The 16,139-nt window shown below is 72.7% G+C and carries 13 protein-coding genes; 9 read left to right on the top strand and 4 right to left on the bottom strand.

The genetic code is table 11. From position 1 onward, the window contains the following. Window positions 1–44 precede the first annotated feature (44 nt). Window positions 45–584: a hypothetical protein gene (locus tag OV090_RS16275; protein WP_267704586.1), complete on the top strand. Its 540-nt coding sequence runs from the start codon at window positions 45–47 to the stop codon at window positions 582–584. 66 nt (window positions 585–650) lie between these two features. Here OV090_RS16275 and OV090_RS16280 read toward each other — a convergent pair whose 3' ends face one another. Beyond that, entirely contained in the window at window positions 651–1,652 is a 1,002-nt protein-coding gene (locus OV090_RS16280) for an aldo/keto reductase (RefSeq protein ID WP_267704587.1), read from the bottom strand. A gap of 40 nt (window positions 1,653–1,692) precedes the next feature. Then, window positions 1,693–2,412 carry a hypothetical protein gene (locus OV090_RS16285; RefSeq protein WP_267704588.1) on the bottom strand — a complete coding sequence of 240 codons (720 nt, stop codon included), beginning with the start codon at window positions 2,410–2,412 and terminating at the stop codon, window positions 1,693–1,695. A 152-nt stretch (window positions 2,413–2,564) separates the two neighbouring features. Between OV090_RS16285 and OV090_RS16290 the strand changes: the two genes are divergently transcribed. The 4 genes from OV090_RS16290 to OV090_RS16305 all read left to right on the top strand — a co-directional run bounded on the left by OV090_RS16290 (window position 2,565) and on the right by OV090_RS16305 (window position 8,050). After that, window positions 2,565–4,574: a serine/threonine-protein kinase gene (locus tag OV090_RS16290; RefSeq protein WP_267707122.1), complete on the top strand. Its 2,010-nt coding sequence runs from the start codon at window positions 2,565–2,567 to the stop codon at window positions 4,572–4,574. Between the two features lie 218 nt (window positions 4,575–4,792). Beyond that, entirely contained in the window at window positions 4,793–5,173 is a 381-nt protein-coding gene (locus OV090_RS16295; protein ID WP_267704589.1) for a hypothetical protein, read from the top strand. 148 nt (window positions 5,174–5,321) lie between these two features. Then, complete coding sequence (locus tag OV090_RS16300) at window positions 5,322–6,944, top strand: ABC-F family ATP-binding cassette domain-containing protein (RefSeq protein ID WP_267704590.1); 1,623 nt, start codon at window positions 5,322–5,324, stop codon at window positions 6,942–6,944. A 110-nt stretch (window positions 6,945–7,054) separates the two neighbouring features. After that, on the top strand, window positions 7,055–8,050 hold the full coding sequence (locus tag OV090_RS16305) for a hypothetical protein (RefSeq protein ID WP_267704591.1): 996 nt from the start codon (window positions 7,055–7,057) through the stop codon (window positions 8,048–8,050). A gap of 217 nt (window positions 8,051–8,267) precedes the next feature. On the opposite strand, the gene OV090_RS16310 is transcribed toward OV090_RS16305, so the two are convergent. Further along, complete coding sequence (locus OV090_RS16310) at window positions 8,268–9,074, bottom strand: hypothetical protein (protein WP_267704592.1); 807 nt, start codon at window positions 9,072–9,074, stop codon at window positions 8,268–8,270. Window positions 9,075–9,442: 368 nt separating this feature from the next. Continuing rightward, complete coding sequence (locus tag OV090_RS16315; RefSeq protein WP_267704593.1) at window positions 9,443–10,603, bottom strand: hypothetical protein; 1,161 nt, start codon at window positions 10,601–10,603, stop codon at window positions 9,443–9,445. A 410-nt stretch (window positions 10,604–11,013) separates the two neighbouring features. Here OV090_RS16315 and OV090_RS16320 point away from each other — a divergent pair, with 410 nt between their 5' ends. The 4 genes from OV090_RS16320 (at window position 11,014) to OV090_RS16335 (ending at window position 16,089) form a co-directional block, all read left to right on the top strand. After that, window positions 11,014–13,338 (top strand): hypothetical protein, encoded by a 2,325-nt coding sequence (locus OV090_RS16320; protein WP_267704594.1) that lies wholly within the window; start codon window positions 11,014–11,016, stop codon window positions 13,336–13,338. Between the two features lie 76 nt (window positions 13,339–13,414). Continuing rightward, the gene (locus OV090_RS16325) at window positions 13,415–14,131 is read left to right on the top strand and encodes a ferritin-like domain-containing protein (protein ID WP_267704595.1); all 717 of its coding nucleotides are present in this window, start codon (window positions 13,415–13,417) and stop codon (window positions 14,129–14,131) included. Window positions 14,132–14,138: 7 nt separating this feature from the next. Beyond that, window positions 14,139–15,848, top strand: coding sequence for a carbamoyltransferase N-terminal domain-containing protein (locus tag OV090_RS16330; RefSeq protein ID WP_267704596.1), 1,710 nt, complete (start codon window positions 14,139–14,141; stop codon window positions 15,846–15,848). Between the two features lie 28 nt (window positions 15,849–15,876). Then, window positions 15,877–16,089 (top strand): DUF5989 family protein, encoded by a 213-nt coding sequence (locus OV090_RS16335; protein ID WP_267704597.1) that lies wholly within the window; start codon window positions 15,877–15,879, stop codon window positions 16,087–16,089. Window positions 16,090–16,139 lie beyond the last annotated feature (50 nt).

Raw genomic sequence — 16,139 nt, forward strand, 5'->3', positions numbered from 1 at the left:
ACATGCCCGAACAATCATGTCCTTCTATTGAGACACCGCGCGCCATGTCCGACGGCCCCGCGCTGACCCGCTACGCCTACGTCGGCCCGCCGGCGATCCGCGACCGCGAGCGCGGCGAGCCCGGGGTGGTGATCGCCAGCGGCGACGATCTCGAGCGCTGGCTCTCCGCCCACCCGGAGGCCGCCGGCGAGTGCGCCACCTACGTCGTCGACCTCCAGGGCCGCCTGCGCCTCGCCGCGCGCCGCTCCGAGCACATCGACTGTGCGGGAGGCCAGGCCGTGCTCGCGGCCGGCGAGATCAGCATCGCTCGCGCCGCCGATCGGCGCGTCGTCGTCCGCGAGGTCAGCAATCAATCGACAGGTTATTGCCCCGACCCCGACTGCTGGCCGGCCGTGGCCGCCGCCCTGACCGCCGCCGGCCTCGCCGCGCCGACAACCTTCACCCGCGCCTTCGTGTTCCGTCGCTGCCCCGCCTGCGCCCAGATCAACCTCGTCAAGGACGACTGGTTCTTCTGCGCCGCCTGCGACGCCGAGCTGCCGCGCGCATGGAACTTCGCCGAGTCCGCCGCTCAGACGATGTCGTAGCTGTCCTTGCCGCGCCCGGCCTTGAACGGCTTCAGCAGCTCGGTGTCGGCCACTACGAAACGCCGCTCACCCTGCCACCAGCGCCGCGATCTTCTCGCGCTCCGCCGCGTCGGGCAGGCGGCCGAAGCCGGCGCGCACGTTGTCGGCCATGTGCTTCGGCGAGCTCGTGGCCGGCAGCGGGCAATGCACCGCAGGGTGCCCGAGGATAAACTTTAAAAAGAGCTGACCGAAGCTCGTGCAATCGAGGTCGGCCGCCCACGCCGGCAGCGGCTGACCCTTCACGCGCTCGAACAGCGAACCGCCGTCGAACGGGCGCATCACCAGCACCGCCACCCCGAGCTCGGCCGCGGTCGGCAGCAGCCGTTGCTCGGCCGCGCGCGTCGCTGCCGAGTAGGGCAGCTGCACGAAGTCCAGCGGTTCGCGCCGGAGCACCCGCTCGAGCTCGTCGAGCCCCGAATGGGTGTAGTGCGTGATCCCCAGGTAGCGCACCCGCCCCGCGTCGCGCAGGCGCCGGAGCGTGGCGATGTGGGTGTCGAAGTCGAGCAGGTTGTGGACCTGCAGCAGGTCCAGCCGCTCCGCCCGCAGCAGGCGCATGGATTGATCGATCTGCGCCGCGCCCTCCGCTCGGCCGCGCGTCCACACCTTCGTCGCCCAGAACGGCTGCGCCGGCGCACCTGTCTCGGCGACCAGGTCGCCCGCGACCGCCTCGGCCCGGCCGTACATCGGCGAGCTGTCGATCACTCGCCCGCCCGCGGCGGCGAACTGCGCCAGCACCTCGCGCAGCGGCGCCCGCTCGCCCGCGTCGCGCCCGACGTCGAAGGTCTGCCAGGTGCCCATGCCGATCACCGGCAGGGCCTCGTGCGTGCGAGGGTGAGCGCGCGTCAGCATGGTCGTCTCCTCCGTCGAGGTCGTCGGCGTCGCCGCGGTCGTCGCCATCGGCGCCGCGGGCGTCGCAATCGGTGCTGCCGCCGCGGCCCGGCGCGGCCCGTCGGCGGCATCGACCTGTCCTTTGCGACAGCCGACCATCAGCCCGCTGGCGACCCCGAGCAGCGCGCGACGGCTCAGCATGCCGCAAAGCTACGGGACCCCGCGCGACCTCGCAACCCGCTCAGCGGCCGCAGCAGGCGTCGATGTGCTCGTCCGGCGTGATCGCGCCGCGGCAGAGCCCGTTCTCCGGGCACGTCGCGGTCGCCACGCCGTCGACCTCGCAGGTGCACGTGTTCGCGTCGCAGACCACGCGCCGGCTCGGCTTCTCGACGCAGTGGTCAGTGTAGGCGCAGCCGCCCTCCGGCACGTGCTCGCCGACCTCGCCGAACACCTCGCAGCCGTCGTCGCCGTACAGGCACCAGTCCTGGGTCGCGTAGAAGTCGTTCCAGCACGGCGACATCCACGACGCCAGCGACTCGCAATTGTCGATCTCGAAGCACTCGGCGGTCAGCCCCCAGCGCTGCAGACACTGCACGCCCTCGACCTGCTCCGGCGCGCACGGGCAGCCGTCGAACAGGCCGTCGAGCTCGCAGGCCGTCAAGCGGTCGCAGAAGCGCTGGCATACCTGCGCCGGGTCGCCGGGCGGTTCGGAGCTGTCGACGCCGGTCGTCGTCGGCTCGGACCCGCTCGACGTCGACGTCGTGCCGCCCGTCGTCGGCTCCGGCGCGCCCGACGAGTCGCTCGTGCTCGACTGACCGTCCGTACCTGAACCGCCGGTCGGGTCTGGCGCGCCGGTCGCGTCGGTCGCGGTCGACGCCGCCGTCTCGGTCTCCCCCTGCGGATCGCCGGCCTTCTGCTCGCAGGCGAGCATCACCACCCCAATAAGCCAGGTTCGCTGCATTCCCCGAGGATGGCACGTCTGCAGACGGCAGCCAATCGCGACCGCGCCCGGTGTAGTGTCGGGGCATCTCGAAGACGCACCCAGACACCCTGCCGCCGCGCGAGGACCGGCCGGTCCGGTGGATCGGTCGGATCATCGACGGTCGCTACCGGATCGTCGAGCTGCTCGGCGAGGGCGGCATGGGGGCCGTATACGTCGCCGAGCACCTCAAGCTGCACAAGCACGTCGCCCTCAAGACGATCCGGGCCCAGTTCGCCGCGAACAGCCAAGCCGAGGCGAGGTTCACCCGCGAGGCCCTGGCGACCGCGCGGCTCGATCACCCGCACGTCGTCAGCGCGATCGACTACGGCCATTTGCCCGAGGGCGGCGCCTACCTGGTGATCCAGCTGGTGCGCGGCCACAGCCTGACGAAGCGGATCGAGCAGGGCCCGCTGACGTGGCAGCAGGCGTGCAAGCTCGGCGCGCAGATCGCCGACGCCCTCGCGGCCGCGCACGGCCTCGGCATCATCCATCGCGACCTCAAGCCCGACAACATCCTGCTCGAGCCGCGCGAGGGCGACGAGTTCCACGCGCGCGTCCTCGACTTCGGCATCGCCCGCGTCTCCGGCGGCGAGGGCACCGGCACGATCGCCGATATCAGCCTGCCGATCACCCGCATGGGCGCGGTCGTCGGCACGCCCGGGTACATGGCGCCCGAGCAGGCCGTCGGCGAGAAGGTCGACGTCCGCGCCGACCTCTACGCGCTCGGCGTCATCCTGTGGGAGGCCTGCACCGGCCGCTACCTGTGGGACGCCGAGTCGCTCACCGACCTGTTCGCAGCGCAGCTGTCCCAGCCAGCCCCGCACCTGCGCGGCGCGACCCGCCTCGAGGTCCCGCAGCCGCTGGCGAACCTCGTCGCCCAGCTGCTCGCGCGCAAGCCCGAGGAGCGACCGGCGACGGCCGTCGCAGTACGTGACGAGCTGCGCAAGCTGGCCCTCAGCGCCGAGGTCCACCTCATCCTCGCCGCCGCCGGCCCCGCTGCGCTGCCTGCCCCTGCCGCAACTTCGAACAATGCCACCGCGAGCAACAGCGCGAGCGCTGCTGCAGCGCCCACGCCCGCGGCTCCTGTAGCCGCGTCCGCTCCCGCGGCTTCCCTCTCGCAAGTCACTCCGACGGCTCCCGCTGCTTCCGTCTCGCAAGTCGCTCCCGCGACTCCCGCGGCCCCCGCTGCTTCCGTCCCCCGCTCCGCCGCCCGCCCCGGCTCACCCGCGCGTCCCGGCGCTGCCGCGGCTCCCGGCTCCGTCGCGCGGCCCGGCCCGGCTCCCGAAAAGACCCCATCCGTCGCCGAGGTCGTGGCCGCGGTCCCGTTCGCCCGGCTCTCCGTGGTCATGCCCGGCTCCGCCTCCGCGCCGACCGCCTCCGGACCCGCCGACGCGCGACCTACCGATCACGCTTCCAATGCCGCTGCAGGATCGGCCTCTCACCCGATCGTTCGACCTCCGACCGACACGCCCGCCGCCTCGACCGCGCACCCGGCCACGTCGATCTCCGGCCCCACCCTCGCGGCCGCCTCGAGCCGCGCCGACACTCGCTCCGAGCCGGCCGGCAGCGCCACCGCGATCCCTCGGGTCGTCTGGATCGGCGGGCTCGTCGGTCTCGTGCTGGTCGTGATCACCATCGTCGTCGCGGTCGCCCTGTCTGGCCGAAAGGACAGCTCCGCGAGCGAGCCCGTTGCGGGCCCCGCGGACGCGCCGGCCAACGACATCGCCGCGGCCGACGACCCGCGGCCGCGGCACACCGGTCGCAGCGCCATCGCCGAGCTCGTCGCCGAGGTCCCGGAGCTCTACGCCGAGCACGCGCGGACCCTGCTGACCAGCGACGACGCCCGCGCCCGCGAGCGCGCCGGCACTGCGATCGCCCTCGCCCCGCCCGAGGACAAGCCTGCCATCCCCGAGTACCTGCGCAACCTCGCCTGGTTCGAGCAGGTCACCGACTGCGAGGACAAGCGGCCGATCCTCGACAAGCTCCGCGAGTCCGGCGACACCCGCGCCTTGCCTGGCCTGCAGCGGATCGCCGCCACCCCGCCCGGCGACTGTCGCGTCGGCTTCATGCGCTTCGAGTGCATCGAGTGCCTGCGCGACGAGCTCGCCCGCGTGATCGCCCGCTTCGAAGCCCAGCGCTGAGGCCCGGCAGGCGCACGCGGCGGACATGTCTCTTCGGACATGCCGACCCTCGCGCACCGCATGTCTCTTCAGCCAGGCGTCGCATTCGCTCGCCCGCGTCGCCCGTGCCGCATGTCCTTTCGGCCAGGCATCGTCCGCCTCCGCCTCCGCCGCCCCCGCTCTTCGCTCTCGCTGCTCCCCTCTCGACGTCCCCCCGCCGCGGCCGCATCCTGGTTTGCATGTCCGACCGCACCTCCTTCAGCTGTTTCCGCGACCTCGTCGCCCCCATGCGGATCGACGCCGGTCACCAGGCCGTCGTCGAGCTGCTGCTGCGGCTGTGCACCGAGGTCGACGCCTTGCGGCAGGCGCTGGCCGACCCGCGCGTCCCGGCCGAGGTGCGGCACAGCTACCGCGACGCCCACGCCCGCGCCGTCACGCGCGCGCACGACTCCGCCGGCCCGTTCGGCTCGCCCGAAAAGATCCTGAGCGCCTACTACAACCGCGACCCCGGCGCCGACCGGCTCGCGCCGGAGCTCGACATGGCCGCCAGGCTCGGGGCCAGCCCCGAGGAGCTCGCGGCTCTGCGGGCCACCCTCGAGGAGGTCGAGATGTACACCTGACCGCGCCGTGGAAGTCGCCCGCGGACAGGCTCCAGGGCCGCGAATTCGCCATCTCCGCCGCCCTCGCGGTCTCGCGCCGTTCACGCCGTGCATCACCGCACGGCCCGCGCGAGGCCTCCTCGCCGCGGCTCATGTAGTCTCCGCGCCCGTGATCCACATCGACGCCATCTCCAAGCAGCACGGCAGCCAGCTGCTGTTCGTCGAGGCCTCCGCCACAGTGTTCCGCGGCGAGAAGGTCGGGCTGGTCGGGCCCAACGGCGCCGGCAAGACCACCATCTTTCGCATGGTCATGCAGACCGAGAGCCCCGACGAGGGCCAGGTGCGGGTCGAGAAGAACATCTCGCTCGGCTACTTCAGCCAGGACGTCGGCGAGATGGCCGGGCGCAGCGTCGTCGCCGAGACCATGGACGGCGCCGGCCCGGTCGCGGCGGTCGCCGCCGAGCTGGCCGCGCTCGAGCTGGCGCTCGCCGACCCCGCGCGCATGGACGAGCTCGACGCCCTCGTCACCCGCTTCGGCGAGGTCCAGGCCCGCTTCGAGGAGCTCGGCGGCTACGGCCTCGACTCCCGCGCGCGCGAGATCCTCGCCGGCCTCGGCTTCGACCAGGACATGATGGACGGCGACGTCGGCAAGCTCTCGGGCGGGTGGAAGATGCGCGTCGCGCTCGCGCGGATCTTGCTCATGCGCCCCGACGTGCTGCTGCTCGACGAGCCGACCAACCACCTCGACCTCGAGTCGATCCTGTGGCTCGAGGGATACTTGAAGGACTTCCAGGGCGCGCTGGTCATGACCAGCCACGACCGCGAGTTCCTCAACCGGATCGTCACCAAGATCCTCGAGATCGACGGCGGCGAGCTCACCACCTACGGCGGCAACTTCGACTTCTACGAGCAGCAGCGGGCCCTCGGCGAGGCCCAGCAGCAGGCCCAGTACGAGCGCCAGCAGGCCATGCTGGCCAAGGAGATCCGCTTCATCGAGCGGTTCAAGGCCCAGGCCGGGCGGGCCGCGCAGGTGCAGTCGCGGGTCAAGAAGCTCGACAAGATCGAGAAGCTCGAGCCCCCGCGGCGGCGAAAGGTCCTGTCGTTCGACTTCCGCGTCGCCCCGCGCAGCGGCAACGACGTCGTCAAGATCAGCGGGGTCCACAAGGCCTACGGCAAGAAGATCATCTACGCCGGCTTCGACCTGATGATCCGCCGCAAGGAGCGGTGGTGCATCATGGGCGAGAACGGGGCCGGCAAGTCGACCCTGCTCAAGCTGATCGCCGGCCAGACCCAGCCCGACCGCGGTGATGTCACGATCGGCGCCGCGGTCAAGCTGGGCTACTTCGCCCAGCACGCCATGGACCTGCTCGAAGGGACAGGTACGGTCATCGACTCGCTGATGGCCGCCTTCCCGCTGGCCTCGATCGGCCAGCTCAAGGCGCTGGCGGGCGCCTTCGGCTTCTCCGGCGAGGACGCCGACAAGCCGGTCCGGATCCTCTCCGGCGGCGAGAAGGCCCGCGTCGTCCTGGCGCGCATGCTCTACGATCCGCCGAACCTGCTGGTGCTCGACGAGCCGACCAACCATCTCGACATGGCGACCAAGGACATGCTCGTCGGCGCGCTGTCCAGCTTCGAGGGCACGATCGTGTTCGTCTCGCACGACCGCCGCTTCCTGGCCGCGCTGTCGAACCGGGTCCTGGAGCTCGGCGCCGGCGAGCCGCGGGTGTACGGCGGGGGTTACAGCGAGTACGTGGCCCAGAGCGGCCACGAGGCTCCAGGAATGCGGGCGTAAGCCGATTACAGGGCGCCCGCGCTTGACGATCCCGATCGTCCGGCTCAAGTAGTGGACCGCCGCACATTCGCGGCGTTGGGTTCCGCTATCGTCCGGATGATAGGTTCGTCATGATCATAGCTCGTCGTCCTCACGTCCGTCTCAGCGCCATCGCCACCGCCGTGCTCGCCCTCGAAGCGGCCGGCTGCGGCTGCCCCGATGCCGACTCCAAAGAGACCGGGAAGTTCGAGGGCGTCGTGAAGGGCCCGGACCTCAAGAACGCGCGCGAGGACGGCAAGAGCGACGCCGACCGCTGCGAGGCCGCCTGCCGGGTCGTCGCCGGCGAGGAGCTCGACGACGTCGAGACGTGCGACGCGGTCGGCCCCGCGGACGCTCCCGAGCGCCCGTGGGCCGAGGGCGTCGAACAAATCACAGTCACCTGCACGGCCACGTATACGCTGCACCAGTTCTGCACCGGCCGCCGGCCGCAGGGCCACCAGGAGGCCGACATCGCCGTCCAGTCGCGGGCCGACTGGTTCGCGGTCCATGCCCACCTCGAGCGCGCCGCAGTGACAGCGTTCCGCGAGCTGGCAGAGTGGCTGACCGGCCGCGGCGCCCCCGCCGGCCTGGCCGCCCGCTGCCGCGACGCCGCCGCCGACGAGGTCCGCCACGCGAACGCCCTCGAGGCGCTGGCTCGCCGCGACGGCGCCGAGGTCCCGCTCCCGCGCGCCGACCCGCCCGTCGACGACCTGTTCGCCGTCGCCTGCCACAACGCCGTCGAGGGCTGCGTGTCCGAGGCGTTCGCCGCGGTCGTCGCCGCCCACCAGGCCGCCCACGCCCGCTCGCTCGAGCTGCGCGTCCTGTTCACGCGCATCGCCGCCGACGAGCTGCGCCACGGCCAGCTCGCCTGGGACCTCCACGCCTGGCTGTGGGACCGCCTGACGCCCGCGCAGCAGACCGCCGTCGCCGCGCTGCAGGCCCGCGCGCTGCTCGACCTGCCCGCCAACTCGCGCCGCGCCGCCGCGGCCACCCCGCGCGAGCTCGGCTGGCCGGGGCCCGACCACGCCGCCCGCATGGCCCAGCTGTTCGCCCGCCGCCTGCGCGACGCCGCCGGCCTGGCCGCCTGAGCGCGAACGAGCGAGCGACCGGCAGGCGTGCGGCAGCCGGGCATCGCTCGTCTCCTATCAATGTCTGCTCGGACATGTCTTGAATGACATGTCCCGAAGAACCTGTCCCAGGGGGCATGTCCCATGAGCTGGACGTCTGTCCCCCTCGGGACCTCGGCCCTGGCGAGCCCCCACGAGCAGCGGCGCTCCTGGCCGAGGTGCCCGCTCGCTCGCCTGCTCAGCCGCAGGAGTCCATGTAGACCAGGTTGTCCCGACCGCAATAGTAGTTGTCACCGTTCGGCATGCAGCAGCCGATGCCGTTGACCGGCGTCTCCGGGCTGCAGGCGTCGCCGACCGCGACGTCGGGCGGGCAGTCGATCGGGTTCAGGCCCTCCGGGTCGGGGCCGGCGCCGCCGCAGCCGTAGTACATGTTGCCGGCGTCCCAGCCGCAGTTGCCGTGCTCCCCGCCGGAGGTCTCCGACTCGGTCGTGTCGAAGGTCGTGCTCGGGTCGGAGGTGCCCGGCCACTCGGTGGTGGTCAGCGGCCCGGTGGTGCTGACGTCGGTGGTCGACGTCGACCCGCCGCCCAGGCACGCCGGCTCGTCGGGGAACAGCGCCCCGAAGTTGGCGAGCGCCGAGGTACAGGCCGCCAGGCACTCCTCGGTCAGCTCGGGCGTCGTCCAGCAGGTGCCCTCGGGCCCGTAGGCCATCTCGACCTCGGACGCCGAGTCCGGGTTGATCGCCACCATGCACAGGATGTACTGCGGACAGTCGCCGTACTGCCCGCCGCTGCTGGTGGTGCCCTCCGTCGGGCCGCCGGTCTCGGTCGCGCTCGCGCTCTCCGTGCCGCCCTCGGTCGGGTCGCCGGTGGGGTCGCCGCCGCTCGGGTTGCCGCTCGGGTTGCCGCTCGGGTTGCTGGTCGGGCCGGCCGACACAGTGATGTTGCCGATCGTGTCGAGCGGGTCCTTGTTGTCGCCGCAGCCGACGAGCAGGAGCACGGACGAGACCAAACCGACGAGGGGACGAGACAGGGACGCGGGGGACATCGGCGGCGCTTCTACCAAGCGCCCTGGCCCCTCGCAAGCGCGCCCGGCGCCTCCGGCGAGGCCTCGGCTGGTCCTGGAGCATTCGCCGTCGCCCCGGCCCGGTACATGTCCCGAGGGACATCTGACAGTGACTCCGGTCCCCGCCGGAACCGTGGTCTTGCGCGCGGAAGCTCTACTCCGAAGCGCCGGTGAACCGGGTGCCGAGGCCCCCTCGCGCTCGTCGGCCCCGGGGCCCGTCGAGCACGAGGTCGCGCCGCTGCCGGGCACGCCGTCGATGCCTCGACGCGGCCGCGCCGGCCCTGCGGCCCCCGGTCGCTGCGAGCGCCAGGTCACCCGCGCGGGCCGACGCCGCCCGCGCGGGACCTGCATCACGGGGTGCAGTAGGCGACCGTGCGGCCGGCGTAGTCCGCCGTCGCGCAGCCGGAGTAGCCCTCGGCCACGCAGTCGATCGTGCCCTGCTGGTCCCAGTCGCAGAACGAGATCGTCGCGCCGTCGCAGCTCTCGGGGGCATCGAGCGCGCACTGCGTGTTGACGAGGCCGCACGAGGCCCCGCCGGCGAACGGCCCCGACTGCAAGTAGCCGCAGCCCTGGCCGAGCGGCTCGACCATCGAGCAGTCGCGGCGGCTCAGCTTGCCGCCGGCGCACGTCTCGAGCACGTCGCCGTCGCACTCCTGCGAGAAGAAGTCGCACGGCTCGCCGGTGCCGATGCACGCGTTCGCGTTGCGCATCGGGTCGAAGCCGCAGGTCTCGCCGGCGATCGTGAAGCGCTTCTCGCCGTCCATGCCGTTGATGAACACGAAGTTGTTCTGGGTGCGGCAGTCGACCCGCTCGAGGAACCCGTCCGGGTTGCACTCGATCAGCACGCCCGGGTCGTCCGGGTCGCACGTCGACTCGGTCACCCCGTACTCGCACGTCTCGAGCCCGCAGCCGGCCCAGATCTGGGTCCCGCACTGCTGCCCCGCCGCCGCGCAGTCCATCGCCGCGATCGGCCCGCCCTCGAAGTCGCACAGGACCCACTCGTCGCCGACGCACAAGCTCTCGCCCGGCTTCTCCATGCAGGCGCCCGCGTGCGCCTCGGCGGGCGGCGTGCAGGCCCGCACCGTCTCGCAGTCGGGCGCGGCCAGCTTGCAATTCATCGCCTCGATCGACAGCAGCATCGAACCGGTCGACGCCCACTTCCACGGCAGGTCGAGCGCGTGCGCCAGGCAGGCCTGCAGCCCCATCGGCGTGCCGCCGTCGGCCTCGCAGGCGTTGATCCGCAGACAGTCGGCCACCCGCGAATCAGTCTCCGACCCGGTCGTGCTGTCGCTCGTCTCGCCGCTCGTCGGCGCGCCGGTGGTCGGCTCGGTCGTCCCCGTCGTCGTCGTCGTCGCAGTCGTCGTCGGGCCGTCCGTCGTCGCCCCCTCGGTCGTCGAAGTGCTCGTGGTCGCCCCCTCGGTCGCGCCGCCATCGTCGCCGCAACCGAACATCAACGCCCCGCCGAGCGCGAGGGCCGTGAAACTTCTATGTACATGCCAAGAACGCTGCATGCGGCGAGGGTTAGCACGTCACCCCCGCGCAGCCACGTGACGTTTTGGCGGCGCGCTGCAGCGCGAGCTTGCGATCCCTCTCGCGTCGCGTGACCGCCGCCGCGATTCATCACGTCGACGCGCCTCGGTGTCGCACCTGATCCGCATCACCCTCACCTGCGGATCTTTCCCACATGCCTTGGAGGACATTCCCCTTTCGCCATGTCCTGATGAACATGTCTTCTTGGACATCTCGACTCGCGCGCGGCGAGCCGGGCCGCGCCAGCCGGCGGACCGAACCGGCGGGCTCGGGCGTCCGCGCGCGCCGGGTGGCCGTTTCCGCGCGTTTTGCGGCGGGATTACCCCTTCGCCGGCGATCCGGAATACCCTCACCGTGACCGCCCGTACTCCGCGGGCCGAGCGAGGCGACGATGGCCCAGCAAGCCGAACCCCCCAGCCCCACGCCGCGCCGCCGCGGGCTGCGGGCCCTGTCGATCACCTTCCAGCTGCTGTTCGGCCTCGGCCTCGGCCTCGCGCTGACCGAGGTCGCCTTCTCGGTGCGCAACGGCGGCGCGTTCCCCCACGTCAACTTCTACGTCGCCGACCCCGAGCTCGGCGTCCGCCTCGAGCCGGGCGCGACGATGGAGTTCCAGCTGAAGCCGAACCCGTCGTCGACGATCCACGTCAACAGCCGCGGCTACCGCGGCGACGAGTGGCCGGCGCCCGGCGGCGACGAGGTGATCGTGGTCGGCGACTCGCAGGTGTTCGGCCTCGGGGTCGACGACGACCGCACGTTCTCGGCCCAGCTGGCCCAGCTCAGCGGCCGCCCGGTCATCAACGCGGGCGTGCCGACCTACGGGCCGATGGAGTACCTCGCGGTCGCGCGCGAGCTGCTGGCCGAGCGCCGCTCGAAGACCGTGGTGGTGGTCCTCAACTTCGTGAACGATCCGTTCGAGATCGATCGCCCCAACCACGAGCGCCACGCGGTATGGGACGGCTGGGCGGTGCGCAGCGAGACCGCGCCGACACAGGTCACGCAGTTCCCGGGCCGCAAGTGGCTGTTCTCCAAGTCGCACGCGTTCTACACGCTGCGCCGCTGGCTGCACGCGCGCGGGACCGTGGAGATCCCCGAGGACTCCGAGCTCGGCAGCCCCGTCGACGCCGGCACGCCCTCCGAGGGCGGCCTCGACGACCTCGTCCTCGCCAGCCGCTCGGCCCGCGCCGCCGCCGACGCCGAGCACCAGACCGCAGTCACCGCGCTCACCGGCTCGCGCGCCCGCCTCGACGCGGTCGACAAGCAGATCGCCGACCAGCGCGTGACCATCGACCGCAAGCTCGCCGCCGCCAGCGAGGACGGGAAGGTCGGCAACTTCCAGCTCGAGGTCGCCCGCGGCAAGCCCGGCGACATCGTCCGCGAGGACTACGGCGAGTCGAGCCGCTCGCTGCAAGTCACCGCGAGCCTCATCCGCCAGGCCGCGAAGCTGCGCAACGACCACCTCGCGGCGCAGCTCAAGAAGGAAGAGAAGGCCGGCAAGAGCGAGCTCAAGGACCTGGTCAAGGCCGAGGCCGACCTGGTCGCCGAGCAGCAGCGCCTGCGCAAGGAGATCGCCGCCGGCGTGCCGCCCGCGGGCCGCCCGCCGTCGCGCTTCCACGACTACCTGCAGCAGTTCAAGGCGATGTGCGACGAGTACGGCGCGGAGCTGGTGGTCGTCGCCCTGCCGATCGACGTGCAGGTCGACCCCGGCGAGTGGGCCAAATACGACGTGAGCGACGCGCCCGACATGCAGGACTCGCTGATCCTGCTCGATGATCTGGTCGCCGACGCCACCGCGCTCGGCCTGCGCGCGGTCGAGGTCACGGCGGCGCTGCGCTCGGCCCAGCCCGGGGCCTTCCTCGACCACGACATCCACATGACCGCGAAAGGCCACGCGGCGTTCGCGACTGCGCTGGCCGACCGCCTGGAGACGCCGCTGGCGGTGCCGCTGGAGGGGCCACAGCCGGGCCTGCCGCCGGGGCGCTCGTTCGTGCCGACGGCCACGGAGTGGACCACGGCGCCGGAGGTCAAGGTGGTGGGCTCGACCGCGCTCGGCTGCTCGACCCAGATCGAGCGCGAGTGGCTGCGCGTGCAGTGCCGCCGCCGCGCCGCCGGGGAGGGCTTCGGCGGGGTGGTGGTCAGCGAGGGCGCGACCCCGGCGACGATGGCGATGCGGACCACGGACAGCCTGTCGCTGGTGACGCCGCTGACCGTCGGCGAGCCGCTGACCGCCCGCTTCTACTGGAAGAAGGAGGTCCATGACCTGCAGATCCGCTGGCCCACGGGCGAGGACGGCAAGCCGAAGTTCGCCGGCGAATTCGTCAAGGCGGAGCTGACGATGCCGCCGGCCGACGCGGCCGCGGAGGCAGCGATCGCGGGCCTGTGCGCCTGCCATGCGCAGACCCGCAAGGAGCAGCTGTGCGCGCCGGGCAAGCTGTTCGACGAGTACGAGCAGGACGTCTCCGACTGCAAGAGCGTGTGCAGCGATCTATGGGGCGACCCGGCGCTGATCGCAGGGTGCACCCTGAAGTACGCCGAGGACAAGGACTGCGCGGCCCGCCTGGCCTGCGTGCAGAACGATCCGCTGTTCGCGCCGACGTGTCCCGAGGGGCAGGTGCTGGCATTCGCGAGCAACCGCTGCCGGACGCCCTGCGACGAGAATCACCCGTGCGAGGGCGGGCAACGCTGCATGCCCTGGCACGGCGGAGGCGTGTGCTTGTGAGGCTCGGACTTCGGCGCTCCTGCGGGGACATATCATCGGCTCGGCGCCCCCAGCCGGCAGCCGCGAGGAGGCACCGATGAGCCGCGACGTCACCGGCGCGCTCGCGCGGCTGCTCAGCCCGTTGGCCTGGCGCGGGCCGGCTCGCAGCGCGCGCAAGCTTTATGCCTTCGCGCTGGCCGAGCAGGGCAGCATGCTCGACCTGCGGCTGGCGGCGGCGCGCACGCCTTCGCCGGCGCGGGCGGCCGCCTATCTGCGCCACGCCGACGACGAGGCCCGGCACGCGCAGATGTTCGCCAAGCGGGCGGCGAAGCTGGCCGGCGAGGCGGGGCGGCCGTTCGTGCTTCCGCCGCTGCGGGCCGACTCCGAGCGGCTGTTCGAGCTGCTCGGCGAGCGCGACTTCCTCGCCTTCGTCCACTTCGGCGAGGAGCGGGCGCGGCGGCAGTTCGAGGCCTACGTCACCTGGTTCAAGGGACAGGCGCGCGATCAGGACGCGGTGCTCTTTGAGACGATCCTGGTCGACGAGCGGCGGCACGGGCAGTACACCCGCGAGCTGCTGTTCGCGCTCGCGGGCGAGGTCGAGGCCCGCCGGGCGCTGCGCCGCGTGGCCCGCTGGGAGCTCGGGCGCCGCTGGATGCGGGCCGGGCGGTTCGTCGCCGAGCGGGTGTATCTCGCCCTCACGCTCGCGCTCTACGTCCTCGCCGCGCCGCTGGCCCTGCTCGTGCGCCTGGTCCGGCCGATCCGCCCCGGCCTGCGCGCCGAGGCGCCCGCCGAGGCCTTGCCCGCGCCGAAGTGATCGCGTCATGGCCCGCGTCCTCGGCATCTCCGCCCACTACCACGACGCCGCCGCCGCGCTGGTGGTCGACGGCGAGGTGGTCGCGGCGATCCAGGAGGAGCGGCTGTCGCGGATCAAGAACGACCCCGGCCTGCCGCTGGCGGCCGCCTTCGCCTGCCTGCAGCACGCCGGCCTGCAGCCCGGCGACCTCGACGCGGTCGCTTTTTACGAAGAACCGTTCGCCAAGCTCGAGCGCGTCCTCGTCCACCTGCTGCGCCACCTGCCGCGGACCTGGCGGGCCTTCCCGCGCGCCCTCGCCGGCCAGCTCGGCAGCAAGATCTGGGTCCTCGATCACCTGTCCGAAGGGCTAGGTGTCGCCCGCGACCGCGTGGTCCGCTTCGACCACCACCGCAGCCACGCCGCCAGCGCCCTGCTGGTCTCGCCCTACGAGCACGCCGCAGTGCTCGTCGTCGACGGCGTCGGCGAGGCCCACGCCACCACGATCTGGGACGGCCGCGGCGACGACCTGCGGCTGCTCGCCAGCGTCGACTTCCCCCACTCTCTCGGCCTCCTCTACGCCGGCCTCACCGCCTTCCTCGGCTTCGCAGTCAACGAGGGCGAGTACAAGGTCATGGGCCTGGCCGCGTGGGGCCAGCCGCGCCTGCGCCAGCAGTTCGACAAGATCGTCCGCCTCACCGGCGACGGCGCCTACGAGCTCGACCTGGCCTGCTTCGCCCACATGAGCGACGCCGACCTCGGCTTCGGCCCCGCGCTCGAGCGCCTGCTCGGCCCGCGCCGCCCGCCCGGGCGTCCGTGGGACTTCGAGCGCGCAGAGGACCGCCACTACGCCGACGTCGCCGCGACCTTGCAAGCTGTCCTCGAGGACATCTTGCTCGCGCTCGCCCGTAAGGCCCGCGCCCTGACCGGCGCCGACCACCTGTGCCTGGCCGGCGGCGTCGCCCTCAACGCCCTCGCCAACGCCCGCCTGCAGGCCGAGGCCGGCTTCTCTCGCGTGTTCGTCCAGCCGGCTGCGGGCGACGCCGGCGGCGCGCTGGGGGCCGCCCTGCTGGCCGCGAAGGACCGCGGCGATCCGCGCCCCGGCCCGCTGCGCAGCGCCGCTCTCGGCCTCCCCGTCGACGCCGCCCGGGCCCACGAGGTCGCCGGCGAGCTCGGCCTCCCCGTCCGCCGCGTCGACGACCCCGCCGCCGACGTCGCCCGCCTCGTCGCCGCCGGCAAGATCGTCGCCCACGCCCGCGGCCGCTTCGAATGGGGCCCGCGCGCCCTCGGCCAGCGCTCGCTGCTCGCCTGCCCGCGCGACCCCGCCACCCGCGAGCGCATGAACCGGCTGATCAAGGAGCGCGAGCCGTTCCGCCCGTTCGCCCCCGCCGTCCTGTCCGAACGGACAGGTGACTTTTTCACCGCCGAGCCCGACGACATGACCCCGTTCATGACCACCACCGCGCGCGTGCGCGACGCGGCCCGCGGTCGCCTCGGCGCGGTCACCCACCGCGACGGCACGGCCCGCCTGCAGACCGTCGAGGCCGCGCGCGCGCCCGAGCTGCACGCGGTGCTGACCGAGCTGGCCGCTCTCGGCCACGACCCAGTGGTCCTCAACACCTCGCTCAACGGCGCCGGCGAGCCGATCGTCGCCGGCGCCGAGGATGCCCTGGCCTTCTGGCTGCGCCACGGCGTCGACGCCCTCGTCGTCGAGGATCTCCTGATCGAGAGGACCCCATGACCGCGCCGCTCACGATTGCGAGGACCGCATGACCGCCCCCGTGGTTCGTCCGCCGCGCCCCGGCCTGCTGCGCCGCCTCGCCGCTCGACTGCGCACGATCGGCGGCCTCGTCCTCCACTTCCTCCACCCCGCGCGCTTCGTCCTCGCGCCGCTGCTCATCGTCCTGCTGCTCGCCGGCGTGCTGCTGTGGCTCACCGGCGGCCTCGCCTACGTGGCGCCGTTCGTCTACACCCTGTTCTGAGCGCAGCGCGATCACCCGGGCTCGCACCGGGCCGAACCCGACCACCGCCC

The organism is Nannocystis sp. RBIL2 (assembly GCF_026626745.1).
GTDB lineage: Bacteria > Myxococcota_A > Polyangia > Nannocystales > Nannocystaceae > Nannocystis.